The organism is Kitasatospora sp. NPDC089797, assembly GCF_040684795.1.
Classification (GTDB): Bacteria; Actinomycetota; Actinomycetes; order Streptomycetales; family Streptomycetaceae; genus Kitasatospora.
Genome location: NZ_JBFBGS010000004.1, coordinates 66,705 through 87,038 on the forward strand (window position 1 = coordinate 66,705; position 20,334 = coordinate 87,038).

The 20,334-nt window shown below is 74.6% G+C and carries 18 protein-coding genes; 8 read left to right on the forward strand and 10 right to left on the reverse strand.

The window, feature by feature from the left end:
* Positions 1 to 55: 55 nt before the first annotated feature.
* The gene (locus AB0O91_RS04870; RefSeq protein ID WP_363427895.1) at positions 56 to 514 is read right to left on the reverse strand and encodes a VOC family protein; all 459 of its coding nucleotides are present in this window, start codon (positions 512 to 514) and stop codon (positions 56 to 58) included.
* Between the two features lie 136 nt (positions 515 to 650).
* On the opposite strand from AB0O91_RS04870, the gene AB0O91_RS04875 reads away from it, so the two are divergent.
* Together AB0O91_RS04875 and AB0O91_RS04880 are read left to right on the forward strand one after the other, a co-directional pair.
* Positions 651 to 1,883 (forward strand): hypothetical protein, encoded by a 1,233-nt coding sequence (locus AB0O91_RS04875; RefSeq protein WP_363427897.1) that lies wholly within the window; start codon positions 651 to 653, stop codon positions 1,881 to 1,883.
* Positions 1,884 to 2,077: 194 nt separating this feature from the next.
* Complete coding sequence (locus AB0O91_RS04880) at positions 2,078 to 3,586, forward strand: alkaline phosphatase PhoX (protein ID WP_363427899.1); 1,509 nt, start codon at positions 2,078 to 2,080, stop codon at positions 3,584 to 3,586.
* A 33-nt stretch (positions 3,587 to 3,619) separates the two neighbouring features.
* Here the strand turns inward: AB0O91_RS04880 and AB0O91_RS04885 are convergent, their stop codons facing one another.
* A complete protein-coding gene (locus AB0O91_RS04885) occupies positions 3,620 to 5,221 on the reverse strand; it encodes a helix-turn-helix domain-containing protein (protein ID WP_363427901.1) in 1,602 nt (533 codons plus the stop codon).
* A gap of 422 nt (positions 5,222 to 5,643) precedes the next feature.
* On the opposite strand from AB0O91_RS04885, the gene pruA reads away from it, so the two are divergent.
* Positions 5,644 to 7,272: an L-glutamate gamma-semialdehyde dehydrogenase gene (gene pruA / locus AB0O91_RS04890; protein WP_350511644.1), complete on the forward strand. Its 1,629-nt coding sequence runs from the start codon at positions 5,644 to 5,646 to the stop codon at positions 7,270 to 7,272.
* Between the two features lie 158 nt (positions 7,273 to 7,430).
* A complete protein-coding gene (locus AB0O91_RS04895) occupies positions 7,431 to 8,360 on the forward strand; it encodes a proline dehydrogenase family protein (protein ID WP_363427903.1) in 930 nt (309 codons plus the stop codon).
* Between the two features lie 66 nt (positions 8,361 to 8,426).
* On the opposite strand, the gene AB0O91_RS04900 is transcribed toward AB0O91_RS04895, so the two are convergent.
* The gene (locus AB0O91_RS04900; protein WP_363427905.1) at positions 8,427 to 8,987 is read right to left on the reverse strand and encodes a Uma2 family endonuclease; all 561 of its coding nucleotides are present in this window, start codon (positions 8,985 to 8,987) and stop codon (positions 8,427 to 8,429) included.
* A 152-nt stretch (positions 8,988 to 9,139) separates the two neighbouring features.
* Here AB0O91_RS04900 and AB0O91_RS04905 point away from each other — a divergent pair, with 152 nt between their 5' ends.
* A complete protein-coding gene (locus tag AB0O91_RS04905) occupies positions 9,140 to 9,832 on the forward strand; it encodes an RraA family protein (RefSeq protein ID WP_363427907.1) in 693 nt (230 codons plus the stop codon).
* Positions 9,833 to 9,841: 9 nt separating this feature from the next.
* Here the strand turns inward: AB0O91_RS04905 and AB0O91_RS04910 are convergent, their stop codons facing one another.
* The 4 genes from AB0O91_RS04910 to AB0O91_RS04925 form a co-directional block, all read right to left on the reverse strand.
* The gene (locus AB0O91_RS04910) at positions 9,842 to 10,330 is read right to left on the reverse strand and encodes a GNAT family N-acetyltransferase (RefSeq protein WP_363427909.1); all 489 of its coding nucleotides are present in this window, start codon (positions 10,328 to 10,330) and stop codon (positions 9,842 to 9,844) included.
* A 46-nt stretch (positions 10,331 to 10,376) separates the two neighbouring features.
* Complete coding sequence (locus AB0O91_RS04915) at positions 10,377 to 11,342, reverse strand: SGNH/GDSL hydrolase family protein (protein ID WP_363427911.1); 966 nt, start codon at positions 11,340 to 11,342, stop codon at positions 10,377 to 10,379.
* A gap of 162 nt (positions 11,343 to 11,504) precedes the next feature.
* Positions 11,505 to 12,818 carry a TerD family protein gene (locus AB0O91_RS04920; RefSeq protein ID WP_363428201.1) on the reverse strand — a complete coding sequence of 438 codons (1,314 nt, stop codon included), beginning with the start codon at positions 12,816 to 12,818 and terminating at the stop codon, positions 11,505 to 11,507.
* 237 nt (positions 12,819 to 13,055) lie between these two features.
* Positions 13,056 to 14,414, reverse strand: coding sequence for a hypothetical protein (locus tag AB0O91_RS04925; RefSeq protein WP_363427913.1), 1,359 nt, complete (start codon positions 14,412 to 14,414; stop codon positions 13,056 to 13,058).
* A 331-nt stretch (positions 14,415 to 14,745) separates the two neighbouring features.
* Here AB0O91_RS04925 and AB0O91_RS04930 point away from each other — a divergent pair, with 331 nt between their 5' ends.
* The gene (locus AB0O91_RS04930; protein WP_363427915.1) at positions 14,746 to 15,246 is read left to right on the forward strand and encodes an SsgA family sporulation/cell division regulator; all 501 of its coding nucleotides are present in this window, start codon (positions 14,746 to 14,748) and stop codon (positions 15,244 to 15,246) included.
* Here the strand turns inward: AB0O91_RS04930 and AB0O91_RS04935 are convergent.
* The 3 genes from AB0O91_RS04935 to AB0O91_RS04945 form a co-directional block, all read right to left on the reverse strand.
* The gene (locus AB0O91_RS04935) at positions 15,165 to 16,760 is read right to left on the reverse strand and encodes a GAF domain-containing protein (protein ID WP_363427917.1); all 1,596 of its coding nucleotides are present in this window, start codon (positions 16,758 to 16,760) and stop codon (positions 15,165 to 15,167) included. The two genes, AB0O91_RS04930 and AB0O91_RS04935, sit on opposite strands and share 82 nt — an antisense overlap.
* A 229-nt stretch (positions 16,761 to 16,989) precedes the next feature.
* Positions 16,990 to 18,165 carry a M56 family metallopeptidase gene (locus AB0O91_RS04940; protein ID WP_363428203.1) on the reverse strand — a complete coding sequence of 392 codons (1,176 nt, stop codon included), beginning with the start codon at positions 18,163 to 18,165 and terminating at the stop codon, positions 16,990 to 16,992.
* On the reverse strand, positions 18,165 to 18,617 hold the full coding sequence (locus tag AB0O91_RS04945) for a BlaI/MecI/CopY family transcriptional regulator (RefSeq protein ID WP_363427919.1): 453 nt from the start codon (positions 18,615 to 18,617) through the stop codon (positions 18,165 to 18,167). The genes AB0O91_RS04940 and AB0O91_RS04945 overlap by 1 nt, the downstream gene beginning before the upstream one ends.
* Before the next feature lie 126 nt (positions 18,618 to 18,743).
* Between AB0O91_RS04945 and AB0O91_RS04950 the strand changes: the two genes are divergently transcribed.
* Both AB0O91_RS04950 and AB0O91_RS04955 read left to right on the forward strand, forming a co-directional pair.
* Positions 18,744 to 19,412 (forward strand): DedA family protein, encoded by a 669-nt coding sequence (locus tag AB0O91_RS04950; protein ID WP_363427921.1) that lies wholly within the window; start codon positions 18,744 to 18,746, stop codon positions 19,410 to 19,412.
* A complete protein-coding gene (locus AB0O91_RS04955; RefSeq protein ID WP_363427923.1) occupies positions 19,412 to 20,080 on the forward strand; it encodes a phosphatase PAP2 family protein in 669 nt (222 codons plus the stop codon). The genes AB0O91_RS04950 and AB0O91_RS04955 overlap by 1 nt, the downstream gene beginning before the upstream one ends.
* The last annotated feature ends 254 nt before the right edge of the window (positions 20,081 to 20,334 follow it).

Genomic DNA, 20,334 nt, shown 5'->3' on the forward strand with positions numbered 1-20,334 from the left:
GGTGGGGACCGGGTGCCGGCAAGGATCCGGGACCGGCGGGGAGCCGGGCCCCGCGCTACGGGAGGTCCAGCGAGCCGTCCCCGGCGAAGGGGAAGAACGGGTTGTGGGCCAGCTCCCACAGGTGCCCGTCCGGGTCCTCGAAGTAGCCGGAGTAGCCGCCCCAGCTGGTCGGCACCGGGGGCTTCACCACCACGGCGCCGGCCCCGACGGCGGTGCGCAGGGCGGTGTCCACCAGGGCGGGGGACTCCAGGTTCACCGCGAGGGTGACGCCGCGGAAGGAGGGCTCGCCGGTGGCGGGCACGCCCGCGTCGGCGGCCAGTTCCTCGGTGGGGAAGAGGCCGAGCACCGAGTCGGCGGTGCGGAACCAGACGATCTCGGGGCTGGAAGCGGAGGAGCGCTTCCAGCCGAGCCCCTCGTAGAAGCGGGCGCTGCGGTCGAGGTCGGTGACGCCGAGGGTGACGATGCTGATCCGGGCGGGGAAGGAGGCCTGGTCGGCGCTGTTCTGTGCGGTCATGCGGCCAGCGTAGGGAGGGCGGCTGACAACCTGGCCGACTGACACGGCCATCGCCCCCGTCCGGCAGGCGAGCTGATGACCCGGCAGCTCCGGGCACGTACAGTGGCGTCAGCGGTGCGGGCGCGAGGACTCGGGGGTGCGGCACAGGATGGTGCGGGAGAACGGCGGAAGGCACCAGGAGTGGAGCACCGAGCGGTCGGGACCTGAGCGGTCGGGGCGGCAGGATCGTTTCGCGGACCAGGAGGAGTTCTCCCGCCGGACCCTCGCCGCGGTGGACTTCCCGGTGTACGGCGTGGCCGGGCCGGAGGGGCGGGGCGAGGCGCTGGCGGCCTTCGAGACCTGTGGCGGCGAGCTGCGCTGGGTCGAGGTGCAGTGCGGGGACTGGACCACCTCGGCCGGACCGTACGTGACGGTGCGCACCTACCGGCCGGGGGCCGACGAGTGCGAGGTGCTGCCCGAGCTGGAGGACGTGGTCGAGGACGAACGGGACCGGGTCTACGAGCAGTTGGGCGTCGACGAGGGCGACGGGCCGGGCCGGGTGCGGGCGCTGCGCGAGTGGATCACGGTGAACGGCGAGCCGCGTGCGGTCGAGGTGCACGAGGACTGGCCGGTGGCCGCGGTCGGAGCGGGCGCGGTGGGTGCGGTCGGCGCGGGCACGGCCGGTGCGCCGGGTGCCGGTGCGGCGGGCACGGTCGGTGCGGCCGGGCCGGTCTGGGCCGGGCGGTTGCGGGTCGGCGGGCAGGCCGTCACGGTGTGCGGGCGCGGGCTGCCGCCCGGCGGGGTGGAGCTCGGCGGGATCGGGGACTTCGACCGCTACCTGCGCGGGCGCACCGAGCTGCTGCGCGACCTGGCCTCCCGGCGGGCCCGCTACGTGCCGGTGGAGGAGCGTGAACTGCCGCCCGCCGTCGGGTTGGAGGCGCACCGGGAGCTGATCGTGCACAGCATCGCGGAGGCCGCAGCGATCGAGGCGCAGGTGCGGGTCGGGCGGACGCCGAGGCTGCCGCGCGGGCTGCGCGGGGACGTCGGCGCGGTCCGCTGGGAGGCGGCGGTGCGCCAGCAGATGCGGCTCGCCACGGAGACCCGGGAGGAGGCCGCGGCGGCGGTGACCTCGATGGTCAACCACCTCAACCGGCTGTCCCGGCAGTCGGACTGGCTGGTCGGCACGCCGGTGGGGGAGGCGGCGGTCGAGGAGGTGGTCCGCTACACGGTGTTCGCCAGCGCGGTGGCCAGCCTGCCGGCCCAGCGGGCCTGGGAGCAGCTGTGGCGGGAGCGCCCGGGCGGTGCCGGGTCGGAGGCCGGGGAGGAGCACCGGATGGTGGAGCAGCTGTGGCTGGGGGCCTGGGAGCAGTGGCGGGCGCGGCGCGGTTGACCGGCCGTCGGCAGGGCCGCCGGCTGGGCCCTCGGCGGGGTCGTCGGTAAAGGCCTGGTCATGTGAAGGTCATCGGTTGGCAAATGGCCGCCTCACGGTGAGGTGGGCGTCATACCGGGTTCACCCCTGCGGCGGAGTCTGCCGGGTGTCGACGACCCCCCTCGACGCCCGTACACCCCTCAGGAGTTGCTGCCATGTCGCTGTCCCGCCGGGACTTCGTCAACCGTTCCACCCTCGTCGGCGCCGGCGTGCTGATCGCCGGCAGCGCCGAGGCGCTCGCCAGCGCCCCCGGTGCGATCGCCGCGCCGGTCGGCGGGGAGGCGCCGGTCGCCGGTGCCGCCGCGGCCGCCGGTGCCGCCGGGACCAACTCGGCGGGTGGCGCCGCGATCGGCTACGGGCCGCTGGTGCCGGACCCGGCCGGGCTGCTGGCGCTGCCCAAGGGCTTCTCGTACCGGGTGCTGAACCGGGCGGGGCAGACCCGGCTGCGCACCGGTGAGTTCACCCCGAGCAACCACGACGGCACGTCCGCCTTCGAGGACGAGCGCGGCGGCAACCTGATGGTGGTCAACCACGAGCTGTCCGGCGCCCGGGCCAACTGGCCCCACCCGGTGCCGCTGACCGAGGGGCACGTCTACGACCCGGGCGCGGCCGGCGGCTGCACCATCGTGCACGCCAAGCGGGACGGCTCGGTCGAGCAGTGGGTCGGCATCGCCGGCACCGCCACCAACTGCGCGGGCGGGGTGACCCCGTGGGGCACCTGGCTGTCCGGCGAGGAGACCGAGGACAAGGCCGGGAAGAACGGCTTCACCAAGGACCACGGCTACGTCTTCGAGGTCGACCCCTTCGACGACGACTACAACCGGAACCCGCAGCCGGTGAAGGCCTTCGGCCGGTACGCCCACGAGGCCGTGGTGGTGGACCCGAAGCGCGGGCAGGTCTACCTGACCGAGGACGCCTCCAACCCGAACGGCCTGCTGTTCCGCTGGACCCCGCCGGCCGGCTTCAAGCACGGCCGGTACCAGCTGCGGAAGCTGGCCGCCGACGCCGGGGTGCTGGAGGCCTTCAAGGTCTTCGACTCGCAGGGCAAGTTCGTCGACGACCTCTCCCGGGCGACCAAGGTCGGCACCGTGTACGGCGTGGACTGGGTCAAGGTCCAGGACCGCGACGCCCGGACCGTCTCGGTGCGCAAGCAGTTCGCGGCGGGCGAGGTCACCCGGGCCCGCAAGCTGGAGGGCATGTGGTGGGGGGACGGCGGCTTCTACTTCGTCTCCAGCTACGCCCGTTCGGAGAGCCCGCTGCAGCACGACGGCCAGGTCTGGTTCTTCAACCCGGCCCGCCGCACCATCACGCTGAAGGTGCTGCTGGGCGTCAACGAGGACGTCTGGGGCGACCACGACAACTACGACGGCCCGGACAACATCACCGTCTCGCCGTACGGCGGCATCGTGATCGCCGAGGACGGCAACGGCGTCTCGCACCTGTTCGGCGCGACCGAGGGCGGCCTGGTCTACCCGATCGCGCGGAACGAGCTGAACATCGGCAGCGCCGCGAAGCCCGAGTTCAGCGAGTTCACCGGGGTGACCTTCTCGGACGACGGCCGGACCCTGTTCGCCAACATCCAGGAGCCGGGCATCCAGCTGGCGATCAGCGGCCCGTGGCGCCGGCTGAACGAGCACAAGCGCGGCCAGGGGTACGGCGCCTGACGCCGCCCGGACCGTGACGGCTGCCCGCGGGACCTACTCGTCCGCGGGCAGCCGCAGTTGCAGCATCGCCAGCAGCCGCTGCTGCGGCTGGGCGAGGTCGATGCCGGTCAACTGCTCGGCGCGGCGCACCCGGTAGCGCAGGGTGTTGGGGTGGATGTGCAGGGCGTCGGCGGCGACCCGGACCTCGCCGAGCGCGTCCAGCCAGGCCAGCACGGACTCGGCGAGCCGGGTGCCGTGCCGGCGGTCGTACGCGGTGAGCGCGGTGAGCCGGGGGTCGCGCAGGCCGCCGCGCTCCTGGAGCAGCGCCAGCATCTCGCTGACCAGGACCTCGGCCTGGACGTCGATCAGCGCCGCGACGTCCAGGTCCACTCCGCCGCGGCCCATCGCGTCCAGGATCCGGTCGGCCTGGGCGCGGGAGTCCGGCACCCGGGACAGGCCCTCGACGGTCGAGCCGATCGCGGCGCGCAGCGGGATGCCGAGGTGCTCGCGGGCCGCGGTGACCACCTCGGCGGCCCAGCCCCGCACGGTGCTCATCGGCAGGCCGGGCGGCAGTTCGGGCAGCAGCACGTACACCCGGGACTCGATCGGGGCGAGCAGGGCGGTGCGGTGCCGGGCGGCGGTGTGCACCGAGATCAGGCCGGTGACGTCGGAGCGGTGCAGCGCCTCGGTGGTGTGCGCGCCGTACGCGAGGACGGTGGCCGGCCGGCGCAGGTCCAGGCCGAGGTGGGTGGCCAGGGACTGGGGGCCGGTGGAGCCCTCCAGCAGCCCGGTCAACAGGGTCTGGGTGAGCCGGACGTCGGCGGACAACTCGCGGCGGCGGCGCACCAGTTGGGCGGCCGCGACCCGGGCCGCGCCGACCAGGGCCTGCTCGGAGTGCGGGGCCAGCGGGTGGGCGCCCTCCTGGACCCAGATGGTGCCGAGCGGCTGGGCCCCGGCCCGGATGCCGACCGCGAGGCGGCGGCGCAGGCCGAGCTCGGGGTGCGGCTCGACCGCGATCGGGGCGTCCGAGCCGCGCAGGTGCTGGAAGATGCCCCACTCGCGGAGCTTGGCGAGGTACGGCTCGGGGCCCTGACGGCCGAGGATGGACAGCCGGCGCAGGTCGTCGACCTCGTCGGAGTCGGAGGAGCGGGAGTAGGCGAGGACCCGGCTGGAGGTGTCCTCGATCGAGACGATGCCGTTGGTGAGCACGGCGACGGTCTGGGCGAGCGAGAAGAGGTCGCCCGCGTTGGGCTCGGGGGCGCCGGGGGAGTCCGGGACGTCGGGGCCCGCGATGATCGCCCGGGCCAGCGAGTCGAGGTGCTCCCAGCGGGTCTCGCGGCGCACCGACAGCAGCGCCACGCCCGCCTCGGTGGCCGCCTCGCGCAGCGCGTCGGCCTGGCCGGGGGCGTCCAGCTTCACGGCGACGGCGGCGGCCCCGGCCCGGCCGGCCGCGCGCAGGGCGGGCAGGGCGGCGCGGCCGCGGGCGCCGATGGCGAGCACCAGCTCGCCGGGGGAGGCGGTGGGCGGATCCTCCGGGTCCAGGATCGCGACGTCGCGCACCGGGACGTCCAGGCCCTGGGGGGCGGCCTGGAGCTCGACCAGGGGCTCGCCGAGCGACATCAGCAGTCGGCGGAGCGGGAGGCCGGGGGTGGTCACGCCGGGCCTCCTTCATCCGGTTCGGCCGGGTCCGTCTGTTCATCCGGGCGGACAACGGTGTGCGGTCGATTTTAGCCGGGCGGACAGGGTCCCGGGCGGCCCGGCCGTGATCGCTCCCGGCCGGTCGGCCGCCGGTGCCGCCGGTGCCGGCGGGGGCGGCGGTGCCGGCGGTTCCGGTGAGGTCGGTCGTGCCGATGGGGTCTGCGGTACCGGTGGGGCCGGTGGTGCGGGGCGGGCCGCCGGACCGGGCGCCCGTGACCGCGGCGTGACCACCTTCGTCGGGCCGGACAACGCCGTACGGGGGAATTTAGCCGCCCGGCCAATCAAGTGGCCCGGCGCGCAGGAATAGCGTTCGTGCTGTGGCCTGTGTGTGACCCGCACGGGCAATCCCCCCGCATCGAACGAAGGAGAGCGTGCGCTCTATGGACGCTGTGACCCAGGTCCCCGCGCCGGTGAACGAGCCGGTCCACAGCTACGCCCCCGGCAGTCCGGAACGGGCTCGCCTGGAGGCCAAGCTGAAGGAGCTGGGCGGCCAGGAGCCGGTCCAGCTGACCATGACGATCAACGGTGAGCGCCGGATGGGCGGCGGCACCGAGATCCACGTCGTCCAGCCGCACAACCACGCGGCTCGGCTCGGCACCCTGCGCAACGCCACCCAGGCCGACGCGCAGGAGGCCATCGACACTGCCCTGGCCGCAGCCCCGGCCTGGCAGGCGCTCTCCTTCGACTCGCGCGCCGCGATCTTCCTCAAGGCCGCCGACCTGCTGGCCGGCCCCTGGCGCGAGACCCTGGCCGCCGCCACCATGCTCGGCCAGTCCAAGACCGCCCAGCAGGCGGAGATCGACACCCCCTGCGAGCTGGTCGACTTCCTGCGCTTCAACGTGCACTTCGCCCGCCAGATCATGGCCGAGCAGCCGATCTCCTCGGACGGCGTGTGGAACCGCAGCGACCACCGCCCGCTGGAGGGCTTCGTCTACGCGATCACCCCGTTCAACTTCACCGCGATCGCCGGCAACCTGCCGACCGCGCCCGCGCTGATGGGCAACGTGGTGCTGTGGAAGCCGTCCCCGACCCAGCAGTACTCCGCGCACCTGCTGATGCAGCTGCTGGAGGAGGCCGGCCTGCCCAAGGGCGTCATCAACATGGTGACCGGCGACGGCCTGGACGTCTCCGCCGTCGCGCTCAAGCACCCGTCGCTGGCCGGCATCCACTTCACCGGCTCCACCGCCACCTTCCAGCACCTGTGGCGCGAGGTCGGCAACAACATCGCCGGCTACCGCACCTACCCGCGGATCGTCGGCGAGACCGGCGGCAAGGACTTCCTGGTCGCCCACCCGTCGGCCGACCCGGCCGTGCTGAAGACCGCGATGACCCGCGGCGCCTTCGAGTTCCAGGGCCAGAAGTGCTCGGCGCTCTCCCGCGCCTACGTCCCCGCCTCGATCTGGGCCGGCCTCAAGGACGAGTTCGCCGCCGAGGTCGACGGCCTCACCATGGGCGACGTCACCGACCTGTCCAACTTCATGTCGGCCGTCATCGACGAGCGCGCCTTCGCCAAGAACAAGGCCGCCCTCGACCGCGCCCGGGCCGACGAGACCGTCGAGGTCCTGGCCGGCGGCACCTACGACGACTCCGTCGGCTACTTCGTCCGCCCGACCGTGCTGGTCTGCCAGGACCCGGCCGCCGAGTACTTCCGCGAGGAGTACTTCGGCCCGATCCTCGCCGTGTACGTCTACGAGGACGAGAAGTACGAGGAGATGCTGGCCCAGATGGAGTCCGTGTCGGCCTACGGCCTGACCGGCGCCATCATCGCCCAGGACCGCGCGGCGGCCCAGGACGCGATGCACAAGCTGCGCTTCGCGGCCGGCAACTTCTACATCAACGACAAGCCGACCGGCGCCGTCGTCGGCCAGCAGCCCTTCGGCGGCGGCCGGGCCTCGGGCACCAACGACAAGGCCGGCGCCAAGCAGAACCTGGCGCGCTGGACGTCGACCCGCTCGGTCAAGGAGACCTTCGTCCCGCCGACCGACTACCGCTACCCGCACATGGGCTGACCAGCCCCCTCGACCATCCGGCTCGTTCCGTGGCCAACGGTCACCCGCGACGCCCGGTCCCGCAGCCGGGCGCCGCCCCGCCGGGGCGGCGGCTCACCCCCGTACCGCCGCCCCGGCTCTTTCTGCCACCCTTGGAAACACCAGCTCCTGGAGTCACGATGCTCCGTTCCGCCCTTCTCGCGGCCTCCCGGTCCCCCCAGGTCCGTACCGTGGTCGAGAAGTTCCCCCCGACCCACGCGATAGTCGAGCGCTTCGTCGCGGGCGACGTCCTCGACGACGCCGTCACGGCGACCGACGACCTGGTCGCCACCGGCCGCAAGGTCACCCTCGACCACCTCGGTGAGGACACCCAGGACGCGGCCCAGGCCGCCGGCACCGCCGAGGCCTACGAGCACCTGCTCAAGGCCCTCAAGGAGACCGGCCTCGCGGCCGGCGCCGAGGTCTCGGTCAAGCTGTCGGCCGTCGGCCAGTTCCTGCCGGTGGACGGCGAGAAGATCGCGCTGGAGAACGCCCGCCGCATCTGCGAGGCCGCCGCCGACGCGGGCACCACGGTGACCCTCGACATGGAGGACCACACCACCACCGACTCCACCCTCGCCATCGCGCGCGAGCTGCGGGCGGACTACCCGTGGCTGGGCGTCGTCCTCCAGGCCTACCTGCGCCGCACCGAGGCCGACTGCCGCGAGTTCTCCGGCCCCGGTTCGCGCGTCCGGCTGTGCAAGGGCGCCTACAAGGAGCCCGAGTCGGTCGCCTTCCAGGGCAAGCACGAGGTCGACCTCGCGTACGTCCGCGCGCTGAAGATCCTGATGGCCGGCGAGGGCTACCCGATGATCGCCTCGCACGACCCCAACATGATCAAGATCGCCGGCCAGCTGGCCCAGTGGAACAACCGCACCCGGGACTCCTTCGAGTACCAGATGCTGTTCGGCATCCGCCCCGAGGAGCAGCTGCGCCTCGCCGAAGAGGGCAACACCATGCGGGTCTACCTCCCGTACGGCCAGGAGTGGTACGGCTACTTCATGCGCCGCCTCGCGGAGCGCCCCGCCAACCTCACCTTCTTCCTGCGCGCCATGGCCACCCGTAGCTGACCTGGCGCCCGGGCAACGGAACGGCCCGCACCCCTGACGGGGGGTGCGGGCCGTTCCGTTGCCCGGTCAGAGGAAGTCCTTGGTGTCCAGCTCGAACCCGAACGGGGCGGGGAGGGCGAGGGGCTCGCCGAAGGCGGCGAGGTGGACCTCGGTGTACTCGTCGCGGTGGGGCTTGGAGAAGAGGCTGACCTGGGACTTCTCGCGGTCGACCAGGAGGTAGAGGGGGATGCCGGCCCGGGCGTAGCAGTGGCGCTTGGCGATGCGGTCCTGGTCGGGCCTGTTGGACGTCACCTCGGTCACCATGGCGAGGCCGTCCGGTTCCATCCAGGGAGGGGCGTTCCTGAGGAGGTCGAGCTCCTCGGGGAGGAACGTGGCATCGGGGATGACGTGGTTCGGCGGATGGCGCTCGTCGGATCGGAGGCGAAGGCCTTTGAACCCGGACATCTGCATGTCGGTGGCGGAGGCGTTGTACACCTGGTCGGCCAGACAACTGATGATGTGGCAGTGCGTGCCGTCGGAGGGCAGTGCGACGAGGATCTCGCCCTCGACGAGTTCGGTTCGTAGGCCCTCGGGGGTGTCGAGGGCGAGGAAGAGTTCGAGGAGGATCTCGCTGTCCGTGGCGTTCAAGAAGGACCTTTCGGCGGGATGTGTCGGAGACGGTACGCGAGGTGGGCGCAGGCGGGGTCGAGGGTGGATGAAGATCACCCGATGGTGTGAGTTCGGTTCTGGCGTAGGATTCCGGTGCTGGTCAACTGCGGTTTCGGTGGGAGGAGTTGGGGATGCTGAAGGCCTTCGCGGAGCTGTCCACGCCGTTGGTGGCGGATGCCTGTGTGCGGCTCGGGGTGGCGGTGCGGGCGGCGCCGGTGGGGGTGGCGGCGGTGGTGGCCGGGGCCCGGGTGGCGGGGCGGGTGCTGCCGGTGCGGCACTACGGGAGCGTGGACGTGTTCCTGGAGGCGTACGGGGCGGCGCTCGACGGGGACGTGCTGGTGATCGACAACGGCGGGCGGACCGACGAGGCCTGCATCGGGGACCTCGCGGTGCTGGAGGCGCGGGCCGCCGGGGTGGCCGGGATCGTGGTGTGGGGGCTGCACCGGGACACCCCGGAGCTGGTGGAGATCGGGCTGCCGGTGTTCAGCTACGGCGCGCTGCCGCTGGGGCCGCTGCGGCTGGACGGGCAGGAGCCGGAGGCGCTGGAGTCGGCGCGGTTCGGACCGCACCGGGTCGGTGTCGGGGACGTGGTGTTCGCGGACGCCGACGGGGTGCTGTTCGTGCCGGCCGACCGGGTCGAGGAGGTGCTGGCGACGGCGGAGGGGATCGCCCGGACCGAGCGCGCGCAGGCCGAGCGGATCGCGGCGGGGGACACCCTGCGGAAGCAGACCCGGTTCGAGGAGTACCTGGAGGGGCGGGCCGCCGACCCGTCGTACAGCTTCCGGCAGCACCTGCGGCGGGTCGGCGGGGCGATCGAGGAGTAGGCCGGCTGCCTAGAGCGGGAGGTGCATGACGTGCAGGCCGACGTAGCCGTCGACCGGGTGGTGGAAGGCCTCGGGGACGGTGCCGACGATCTCGAAGCCCAGTGACCGGTAGAGCTTGACGGCGTGGTGGTTGTTGGCGACCACCGCGTTGAACTGCATGGCGCGGTAGCCGGCCCGGCGGGCCCAGTCGATGCTGTCCTCGACCAGGGCCCGCCCGATGCCCTTGCCGTGCTGCGCCGGGTCGACCATGTAGCTGGCGCTGGCCACGTGCCCGCCGTTGCCGGGGCGGTTGCGGTTCATGGTGGCGGTGCCGAGGATCCGGCCGTCGTCGTCCACCGCGACCACCGTGCGGTCGGGGGCGGAGTGCATCCACCACTCCCGGCCCAGCTCGGAGGGCATGTCGAGGGGGTAGGGGAAGGTCTCGCCGGCGGCGACGATGGTGTGGAAGAACGGCCAGATGGCCGACCAGTCCTCGGGGGTGGCTTCGCGGATGAGCATCGGGCCAGGATGATCCTCAGCTGCCGGCCGCGCCACCGGTTTTCCGTCAGCTGTTGAGGACGGTGGACTCGACCTGGGCGGCCATGAAGGCCTGGCCCTCGGCGTTGGGGTGCACCACGGCGTACTCGATCGGGACGACGCTGCTCAGCAGGCCGTCGATCCAGTGGTCGGAGTCGCAGACGCTGTGCCCGGCGGAGGCGGGGTAGAGGTCTACGTAGGTGTCCTGCTGCGCCGAACTCACCTGCTGGATGGCCAGGTTGAGCGGCTCCAGGATGTTGGTGCGGGCCCAGGCGAGGTCGCCGAGGGTGAAGGTGCCGAACTGCAGCAGGTCGCCGTAGCGGCAGCGGCCGGCGTCCTCGGGGAACAGGTGGGGGTAGCCGACGGTGATCACCCGGGCCTTCGGGGCCTGCTGCTGCAGGGCGCCGAGCATGGTGCCGTAGTTGTTGCGCAACTGGGCGAATCGGCCCGGCAGTTGGGCGTCGTACTTGTCCTTGCAGGGGGTGCCCAGGCCGAGGTTGGTGGCGCCGAGTGTGATGCAGTCCTTGAGGATCTGGGCGAAGCCGAGGTCGTTGCCGCCGACCTGGACGGTCACCACGTCGGCGGTCGGGTCGACGGCGTCGAGCTGCGGCGGGACGGCCGGGTAGGGGGCGTTGGGGTCGGTGCCGAGCGGGGGGAGCGGGCGGCCCTGCGGGATCTGCTGGTCCGCGTAGACGGTCAGCGTGGTGGCGCCGCTGCAGCTGGGGTTGTGCAGGTCGACCAGGGGGCCGAGCTCGCGGCGGATCAGTTCGGGGTAGGAGCCGGTGGTGCGGGCGCAGCCGTCCTGGGGCTCGGTCAGGGCGCCGGCGGCCGCGATCAGGCCCGCGGTGTAGGAGTCGCCGAGGGTGGCCCACTTCAGCGCGCCGGCCCGGACGGCGGGTTTGGCGGCGGCCTGGGCAGCGGTGGGGGTGGTCAGGCCGACGGCGAGGGCGACGGCGGTGCCGGCGACGGCGAGGCGGGACGGGAAGCGGCGCACGGTCTCTCCTCCACGGGTGCACGGGTGCGGGAGTGCGGGGGAGAAATGCGAATTCACCCCCCGGAGAGACAATCGAGTCGATCCGTGGACGACTTGAGACCTCAGGAGGGTGAATTCTCGGGCGCAGGGCTGACGCTGCGGGTGTGGCGGTGACAGTGCGGGCTACAGCAGGGCGGCGGAGGGTTCGATCATCGCCCGGGCGGTCTTGCCGTCGACGAACTCGCCGAGCGCCGTCATCTCCCACTCGCCGGAGGGGCGGCGGACCAGTTTGCACATCACCACACCGGTGCGCGGCTCGGAGTGGGTGAGGTCGAAGCGGACCAACTCTTCCTCGGTGCGGACGTCCACCAGGCGGCAGTAGGCGTTCCGCAGCTCGGTGAACTTCTGGCCGGAGAAGGAGTTGACCACGAACACCAGCGCCTGGACCTCGGCCGGCAGGCCCTCCAGGTGGACCGTGATCGCCTCGTCGTCGCCGCCGTCACCGCCGACCAGGTTGTCGCCGGAGTGGGAGATCGCGCCGTTGAAGATGGTCAGCTTCATGAACCAGGCCGTCTCGAGCCGCTGGTGCCGGGCGTCGAAGGCGAGGCAGGAGGCGTCCAGGTCGATGTCGCGGCCGCGGGCGGCGGATTCCCAGCCGAGGGCCATCCGGACCGAGGAGAGGAAGGGGCGGCCGTTCTTCACCAGGGAGACGGAGCTGCCCTTGACCAGGCTGACCCGGCCCTTGTCCAGGGTGACCTTGGGGCGCTCGGCGGCCGGAGCCGGAGCCGGGGCCGGGGCCGGTACGGGAGCCGGGGGCGGCGGTGCGGTGGGCATGGCCGGGGTGGTGGCGAGGGCGATCCGGGGGTCGAGCGGGGGCAGCGGCGGGACGGGCGGAACGGGCGGCACCGGAGGAACGGGAGGTGCCGGAGGAACGGGCGGCAGCGGCGGGGCGGCCGGGGTGGTGAACTGCACGGTCACCCCACCGGTGGACACCGGGGCCGGGGAGTCGTCGACGGTGACGCCGAAGTCGGTGGCGATGCCCGCCAGGCCGTCGGCGTAGCCCTGGCCGACCGCGCGCACCTTCCAGCTGCCGCCGCGCCGGTAGACCTCGACCACGATCAGCGCGGTCTCCCGGCCCAGCCGGGGCGGGGTGAAGGTGACCAGCACCTCGCCGGTGTCGGCGTCCCGGACGGTGGCGGTGGGCTCGATCCCGGCGAAGGTCGCGGACTGGTCGGCCGGGCTGGCGGTGACCACGACCTTGCTGATGTCGGCCGGGACGGCCGGGGTGTCGACGGTGATCGCGTCCGGCGCCCCGGCGGCGGCCGGGCGCAGACTGACGCCGGGCCCGTGCGGGGCGTTGAAGAAGACGAAGTCGGCGTCCGAGCGGACCTTTCCGGTCTCGGTCAGCAGCAGGCCGGAGACGTCCAGCGCCTTGGGCGCGGTGACCTCGACGGTCACCCGCGTGGCGGTCAGCGGTGCATTGCCGCCTTGGGTCAGGACGGTGGACAACGACTCCTCCTCGGATCCGGAACGACGGCCCGGGCCGGGGCCGGTGGGGGCGCCGGGCCGGGGTTCGCCCACAGTAACGAACGGGGGTGCGGGGATGAGCCCGGTGAGCTGCCTGATCGTCGGACGATCGGATCGCCCGGTGTGCAGCGCCCGGTGTGCATCGCCTGATGCGGATTGCCTGGTGCGGATCGGCTGATGTGGATCGTGCGGTGCGGGCGAACGGTGCTACGGGTGGGCGGGCTGCGGCAGCAGTGGGCCGAAGCCGCCGAGTGCGGCGACCGCGCGGGGGTGGTCGATGCCGAAGGCGGCGGCGTTCCAGCTCTCCTGCGGGCCGGGCTTGCGCGGCGGGCCGATGAGCGGGCCGGTCTGGCCGACCAGATCGGCCGGGCGGCTGCCGCGCACCACGAAGCCGTACCGGCCGGGCCTGACGTCCGTGCCGGGCGGGGTGGTGAAGCGGTAGACCAGGGTGCCGCGCTCCTGCTGGGTGGTCACCACGGCGCCCGGAAGGTCGGTCCAGGCGGCGCCGCCGCCGGTGGCCAACTCGCCCGGGGCGAGGCGGAATTCGGCCTGGAGTGCGGTGACCGTCTCGGTCACGGTGAGGTCGAGGGCGTGCCGCAGGCCGTCCCGGCCGACCGGGCCGGTCAGACCGGTGCCGGTCAGCGTCCGGTCGGCTCCCCGGCCGGTCTCCTGACCGGTCTCCTGGTCGGCGCCGTCCGCAGCGGGGGCGGGGGTGGGAGTGCCGGTGTCGGTGGGGTCGTCGGTGTCCCGGTCCGGGGTGACGGGGACGGGCGGCGGCACCGGACGGCCGGGCGCGGAGCCGACGGGCCCGACGGGGTGGGCGGGCTGGAACGCGGGCGGGCGCGGGGACCGGTCGGCGTCGGCCGTTCCGGCGCCGGGCGACCCGCTGGACGGGCTGGGCCGCCCGGAGGGGCCGGGCTGACCGGACGGGCCGGAGGGGCCGGGCGGGCCGGGCTGGGTGGTGGGGCCGGACGGGCCTGCGGGGCTCGGCGGTTGGGCCGACGGGGACGGCCCGACGGTGCCGGCCGCGGCGCTGCCCGCCGCAGTGGCGCCCGCCCCGGGGCCGCCCGCCGGGGTGCCGGCCGCGGAGTGCGGGTCGTGGTCGGCGGAGGCCTGCCCGCCGGTGGACGGGGTGACCGGGACGGACGTGCCCGCGGGCAGGCCGGCCGGCGGGGTGGCCGCCGCGTTCGCCGGGCCGGACGGGTGCGCCGAGGCGTGCCCCGTGGCGTGGTCCGGAGCCTTCGGGCCGCGCGGGCGGCCGGAGGGCGGGGGAGCGTCGGTGGTCCGGTCCGAGGCCGTCTCGGCCTGGTCGGTGTCGCCGGGGCTGGGCGGCGGGCTGGTGCCGACCCGGGCGACGCCGGCCCGTCGGCCGATGCCCTGCTGCTCGTTCAACAGGAGGGTGGTGGCGATGCTGATGCCGACCACGGTGGACATCGCCATCGCGGCACCGGAGAAGCGCAGGGTGGGCAGCCGGAACCGGCCGCCGAACGGGCGCGGCCGCCCGTGCCGACCCTGCCGTGCGGGCTCGTGCTGCACGTCCCGCGTGGTCTCCCCACGCACAGCCAACGGACCCCTCCCTCCCCGAAGCCGCCGTCGCGTCGCCGTATTCTCCCACGCACCGCCGCCGGGCCCGGATCCGGCCGTCCCGGGGCCGGTTCCGCCGCGGGCCCGCGCGCGGGAGGGGGAGAGCGTACCAGCGGCCGGACGGACCACGGGCCGGATCCCTCCGGTTTCCGGACATCCGTTCGAGGAAACGAAGTTGACGAACCGTCTGGTAGGTCTGGTGGGGCTCCGCCGGGGCGTTCCGGAGCGGTTGCAACCCCCTTGCAACCCTTGCCCGCCCGGCCGCAGGTGGCGCAGGCTGATGGCATCCCGCGCCGTTCCCGGAGAGACCGTCATGTCGCCCGACCCGCTGTCCGCAGCCTCCAGTGCCCCCCTCGCCGCCACCCCCACGGGCGGCGATGGGGGCGGCTCCACCGCCGCCCCGGCGGCGGTGGAGGAGGTGCTGATGCTGCGGATCTCGCTGGGCGACGAAGTGGTCGGCGAGGTGCGCACCCGGTTCCGCTTCGACGCCGCGCGCCCCTACGAGGTGCTGCTGACCTTCCATCTGGGGCGTCCGGACGAGGCGGACTGGGTGTTCTCCCGCGACCTGCTCCGCGACGGACTGCACGCCCTGAGCGGGCAGGGCGACGTCAAACTGTGGCCGGCCTACTGCCCCTGCCACGGTTCCACGCTGCACCTGGCGCTCGAATCCCCGCACGGCAGCGCCCTGTTGGAGGCCTCCTGGGCCCGGGTGCGGGCCTGGCTGGACCGCACCTACGCGCTGGTCTCCGCCGAGGCGGAGCGCGACTGCGGCCCCACCGACGCCCAACTGGCCGCCCTGCTCGCGGGCGGCTGACCTCCGGCGCCCCGCTCCCCGGCCGTGCGCGGCGGCGGGCCCGGCACCGGGCCCGGTGCCGACGAGGCCGTGCGCGGCGGCGGTACGGACCGGGCGGCGTCCGGCGGTCCGGGGACGCCGGCGCCCGGCAGCCGGACCAGGCCCGCGACCAGCTCCGTCCGCAGCCGCCGCACCGCCGGCGCGGTGGAGGCGGGCAGCAGGTCGAGCGGGTCCTCCGGCCCCTCCACGGTGACCAGCACCGAGTCGGCGAAGCGGTACGGCCGGTGGGCCAGCAGGCCGCCCAGGTAGCGGCGCAGCCGGGACAGTTCGGCGCGCACCGTCACCGTCCGCCCCGCGTCGCCGAACAGCGCCCGGGCGAGCTGCGCCGCGGTGCTGCCCTCGCGGGTGGTGGCGAGCAGCAGCAGGAGTTCGGCGTGGCGCGGGCTGACCGGGTGCGACCAGCTGTCCGCCGCGCCCCGGACGGACAGTTCGGGGCGGTCCGGCCGGCGCAGGTCGAGCCGCAGCCGGGCGCCCTCGGCGCGTTCGGCGCTCACCGTGCCCGGGCCGTCCGGCCCGCCGTCCGCGGCCGGGCGGACCGGGCGCACCAGCCAGCCGTCGGCGAGCGGTTCCAGCACGCAGTCGCCCAGCCCCGGCACCCAGTGCACCGCGGCCGGGGCCCAGCCCTCGCTGGGGACGCGCAGCCGGCTGGGCGGCGGCAGCCCGGCCGAGGCGGCGGTCCAGCCGGCCGCGTCCACCACCAGGGCCGGGCCGCCGACCCGGGCGAGCAGCGGGGCGGCCAGGGTGCGCAGCTGGTTGAGCGCCTCCAGCCGGTGGGCGCGCAGTTCGGTCTCGGCGAGCCGGGCGGCGGTGGCGGTGAGCTGGAGCAGGTACGGCCGGACGTTGTGGGCCGGGCCGCTGAGGTTGATCGCGCCGACCAGCCGGCCGGTGGCCGGGTCGTGCACGGGCGCGGCCACGCAGGTCCAGGTGTGGTGGCTGCGCAGGTAGTGCTCGGCGGAGTGGACGTGCATCGGGCGCTGGGCACGCAGCGCGACCCCGATCCCGTTGGTGCCGACGCTCTCCTCGATCCAGCGGGCGCCGGTGACGAAGCCGATCCGGTCGGCGCTGCGGCGCAGGCCGCGCTCGCCCTCCTGCCAGAGCACATGGCCCTCGGCGTCGGCGATGGCGAGGATCAGCGGGGCCTGGCCGACCGGTCCGAGCAGGGTCTCGCGCAGCACCGGCACGACGTTGTCCAGCCCGCTGGACCGGCGGCGCTGCTCGAGTTCGGCGGGGCCGAGCAGGACGGCGGCGGCGCCGGTGTCGGGGTCGAGGCCGAGGCGGCGCAGCCGGGCCCAGGAGTCGCCGATCTCGGGGCGGGGTTCGAGGCGGCCCGGCGCGGCCGGGCCGCCGGTCTCGGGGAGGGCGAGTTCGCGGGCGGCGGCGTCGGCGAGGGTCCGCTCGTGGACCTTGGCCAGCTCCGCGGCGGTCGGCGGGGTGCGGCGTTCTGGTCGTCGGGACTGCCGTCCGGTCTGCCGCACTCGCGTTGCTCCTCGCCGCCGTTCGAGGACGCGTCGGGGTCGACGCGCTGACGAAAGCGTACGGGTGCGGTGCGGATGTGGGGATGGGGTCTGCCAAGTCCGCATACCGGTCGGTACGGAAACCGTTCGGAGGTGGTGCGGAGGTGGTGCGGTGCTCCGTGGCGCGGGGTTCCGGGCCGGTCCGGGGGTGCTCCGGTCCGGCCCGGAGCGTCGGGCGGGCGCTCCCGTTCTAGCGTTCCGTGCCGGGCTCGTGCTGGGCGGCCTCGACGGTGTGGTGGAGGTCGGCGGTGGCCTCCAGGGTGGCGCCGGTGGTCAGGGCCAGGCAGGCCGCCAGGGCCAGGGCGACGGCCCGCAGCCGGGTGGCCGGGGCGGTGGAGGGGCGGGGCTGGAGCAGTGCGGCGACCCGGCGCGGGACCGGGCCGGAGTGGGCGGCGGCGACCAGCCGGGGGCGGGCGGGCCAGGGTGAGCGGCTCGCGGCGAGGGCGGCCCGGCCGACCGCGCGGGCGGTCACGGCACGGTCGCCGACCCGGGCGGCGGCCACCTCGTCGGCCCAGCGCTCCAGGTGGTACCCGAGCGGCGTGCGCAGCGGGCGGAGCGCCGGATGGAGGTCGGCGGCGTGCTCGGCCAGGGCGAGGAAGACGTGGTGGCGGCCGGTCAGGTGGGCGCGTTCGTGGGCGAGCAGGGCGGCGCGTTCCGGCCCGCTCAGGGCGCGCAGCATGCCCGAGGTGACCACGATCCGGCCGGGCTCGCCGGTCCGGCCGGGGCGGCGCGGGCGGCCGGGGAGGGCGAAGGCGTCGGCGCGGTCGTCGTCCAGCACGGTGAGCGGGTGCTCGGCGGGCGGCCGCAGCCGTTCCAGGGCCTGCCGGAGCCGGTGCGGGGTGCGCGCCCGGCGCACGGAGGCGCTCCGCGGGCGCGTGTCCGGATGGCGGTCACCGGCCGTCTCGGTATCGGAGAACGGGAGGTCGGGGCGCGGGGTGTCGGGGCGCGGGACGTCGGAGTCCGGGGTGCCGTAGCGCGGGCCGTCGGCCGTCGGGCCCGGTGCGGGCAGTGCGGGCAGTGCGGCCCGGGCGGCCCGCAGTTCCCGGTGGCGGAGGCCGGCGGTCCGGACCGCCAGGGCGGCGAGCGCGGCCAGTACGAGGCCGGCCGCGGCCGCCGCGAGCGGGGCGCTCGGCGCGGCGGCGGTGAGCCAGGGCAGCGAGAGGTGGCCGAGGGCGGCGACCGGGGGCAACTGGAGCAGCCCGGCGGCGGCGAGCAGCCCGAGCGAGCAGACCGTGCCGCCGGCCAGGACGGCGGCGGTGCCGGCCAGCAGCCAGGCGGCGGCCCGGGGCGGCAGCGCCTCGGCGAGGCGGCGGGCCAGCGGGACGGCCAGGAAGGGCAGCAGCAGCGGCGCCCAGACGGCGAGCATCACGGCGCGCCCGCCGTTCCCGGGCCGCGGCCCGGTGAGCCGCCGGGGGAGCCGTCCCGGGGGCCGTCCGGGGTGCCCTCCGCGGCGCCGTCGCCGAGCAGGGCGCGCAGCAGCTGCTCGTCCTCGGCGGAGAGGTCGGAGACGAACCGGGCGAGCACGGTGGAGCGGTCGGCCTCGCGGCCCAGCTCGGTGTGCATCCGGCGGGCGGCGAGGCCCGCGGTGTCCTGGACGGTCGGGGTGTAGGCGTAGGCCCGGCCGGCGCGGGTGCGTTCGACCGTCCCCTTGTCGTGCAGCCGGGCGAGGATCGTCGCGATCGTGGTGCGGGCGAGGTCCCGGCCGAGCGCCGTCTGGACGTCCTGCGGCGTCATCGGTTGCCGGGCCGACCAGAGGGCGGCCAGCACCTCGGCCTCCAGCTCCCCGGCGGGCCGGCGGGCGGACGGTACGTCGGACATGGCGGCGCTTCCTCCAGCTATCGTCTACAGTCATGTAGACCGTCTACGTCACTGTAGACGGTCCAGGCGGGTTCTGCGGCGAACCGCGGCGAAACCGCCCCCCAACGTACGGGAGGTCCGCCAGCCTTGCTCCAGTTCCCTGCCGATCCGGCCGCTCACCTCGCGGTGAACGTGCTGGACGCCTCCTCGCTGCTCGCCGCCTTCGGCGCACTGGGCATCGCCGTGGTGCTGTTCGCCGAGACCGGCCTGCTGGTGGGCTTCTTCCTGCCCGGCGACTCGCTGCTGTTCACCGCGGGCCTGCTCTGCGTGCCCGGCGCCACCCGGGGGCCGCAGCTCCACCTGTGGCAGGTGATCCCGGCGGCCCTGGTCGGCGCGCTGGTCGGGGCCCAGGTCGGCTACCTGATCGGCCGCCGCGGCGGCCGGGCGCTGCTCGCCCGGACGAGGCGCAGGAGCCTGCTGGAGGGCGTCGCCCGGGCCGAGGAACTCCTCGGCAGGTACGGGCACGGCAAGGCGATCGTGCTGGCCCGGTTCATCCCGGTGGTCCGGACGGTGCTCAATCCGCTCTGCGGCGTACTCGAAGTGCCGGTCCGCTCGTTCACCTTCTGGCAGGTGACGGGCGGCGCCGTCTGGACGGTCGGCGTGGTGCTGGCCGGGTACGGGCTCGGGTCCTCGATTCCCGGCATCGACCGATATCTGCTGCCGATCATCGGTCTGGTAGTAGTTGTCTCCGTGTTCCCCATTGTTCTCGAACTGTTCCGCGCCCGTAAGGCGCGCCGTCACGGAGGTGACGTGTGATGTCCTCTCGGGCCCTGGCCGTCTACGACGGCAGCGGCATCGACGGCGGCCTCTACACCCGGGTCAACGGGTGGGCGCAGTCGGCCCCGCACTGGCTGGACGACGTGATCAAGGTCTGGTCCGCGCTCGGCCTCGGGCTGTTCGCGCTGTTCATGCTCTACGCCTGGTGGCGGGCGCGCGGCGCCGACTCCGCCGTGATGGCGCGGGTGCTGGCCTCGCCGCTGATCGTGGTCGTCGCGTACGGGATCAACTCCGTGCTCAAGGGCATGGTCGAGGAACTCCGGCCGTGCGCCCAGATCAAGGGCAGCATCGCGCTGGAGACCTGCCCGGCCGCCGGGGACTGGTCCTTCCCGAGCAACCACTCGGTGATCGCCTTCGCCGCCGCGGTCTCGCTCTGGTTCGTCAGCCGCCGGCTCGGCGTCGTCGCCACCGTCTTCGCGGCACTGATGGCCGCCTCCCGGGTCTGGGTCGGCGTGCACTACCCGCACGACGTGGCGGTCGGCGCCCTCGTCGGCACCGTGGTGGCGCTGCTGCTGTCGCCGCTGGCCGGACGCTGCGGACCGCTGGTGGACCGGATGCGGACGAGCGCGCTGCGCCCCCTGCTGGGCCCGGGCGCGCCGCCGGTGGTCAGCCGCGGCTACGCCCCGGCCGGGGCACGGCAGTACTGAGTCCGTGACCTGTCGGCCCCTTGTCCGGTTTCGGACGGCGGGTGGAGCATGTGAGCCGGGCGCGGTGCCCCTGACGGGGGCGCCCGCCCGGCTCAGTCGTGCTCGGGGCGCGAAGGCACCGGGCGCCAGCGGAGGGGAGTGCCGAATGCCGTACCGACTCGACATCACGCAGGGGGACTGGCCGGGCGACCTGCTGCACAAGGGCGTCGAAGGACTGCTCGCCGAGGCCATGGTGCTCACCCTCGCCACCGCCG

Excerpts from the sequence above, each read along its gene's own strand:
- AB0O91_RS04870 (WP_363427895.1), bottom strand. The coding sequence starts at position 514 with ATGACCGCACAGAACAGCGCCGACCAGGCCTCCTTCCCCGCCCGGATC.
- AB0O91_RS04880 (WP_363427899.1), top strand. The coding sequence starts at position 2,078 with ATGTCGCTGTCCCGCCGGGACTTCGTCAACCGTTCCACCCTCGTCGGC.
- pruA (WP_350511644.1), top strand. The coding sequence starts at position 5,644 with ATGGACGCTGTGACCCAGGTCCCCGCGCCGGTGAACGAGCCGGTCCAC.
- AB0O91_RS04895 (WP_363427903.1), top strand. The coding sequence starts at position 7,431 with ATGCTCCGTTCCGCCCTTCTCGCGGCCTCCCGGTCCCCCCAGGTCCGT.
- AB0O91_RS04905 (WP_363427907.1), top strand. The coding sequence starts at position 9,140 with ATGCTGAAGGCCTTCGCGGAGCTGTCCACGCCGTTGGTGGCGGATGCC.
- AB0O91_RS04910 (WP_363427909.1), bottom strand. The coding sequence starts at position 10,330 with ATGCTCATCCGCGAAGCCACCCCCGAGGACTGGTCGGCCATCTGGCCG.
- AB0O91_RS04930 (WP_363427915.1), top strand. The coding sequence starts at position 14,746 with ATGTCGCCCGACCCGCTGTCCGCAGCCTCCAGTGCCCCCCTCGCCGCC.
- AB0O91_RS04940 (WP_363428203.1), bottom strand. The coding sequence starts at position 18,165 with ATGCTCGCCGTCTGGGCGCCGCTGCTGCTGCCCTTCCTGGCCGTCCCG.
- AB0O91_RS04945 (WP_363427919.1), bottom strand. The coding sequence starts at position 18,617 with ATGTCCGACGTACCGTCCGCCCGCCGGCCCGCCGGGGAGCTGGAGGCC.
- AB0O91_RS04955 (WP_363427923.1), top strand. The coding sequence starts at position 19,412 with ATGTCCTCTCGGGCCCTGGCCGTCTACGACGGCAGCGGCATCGACGGC.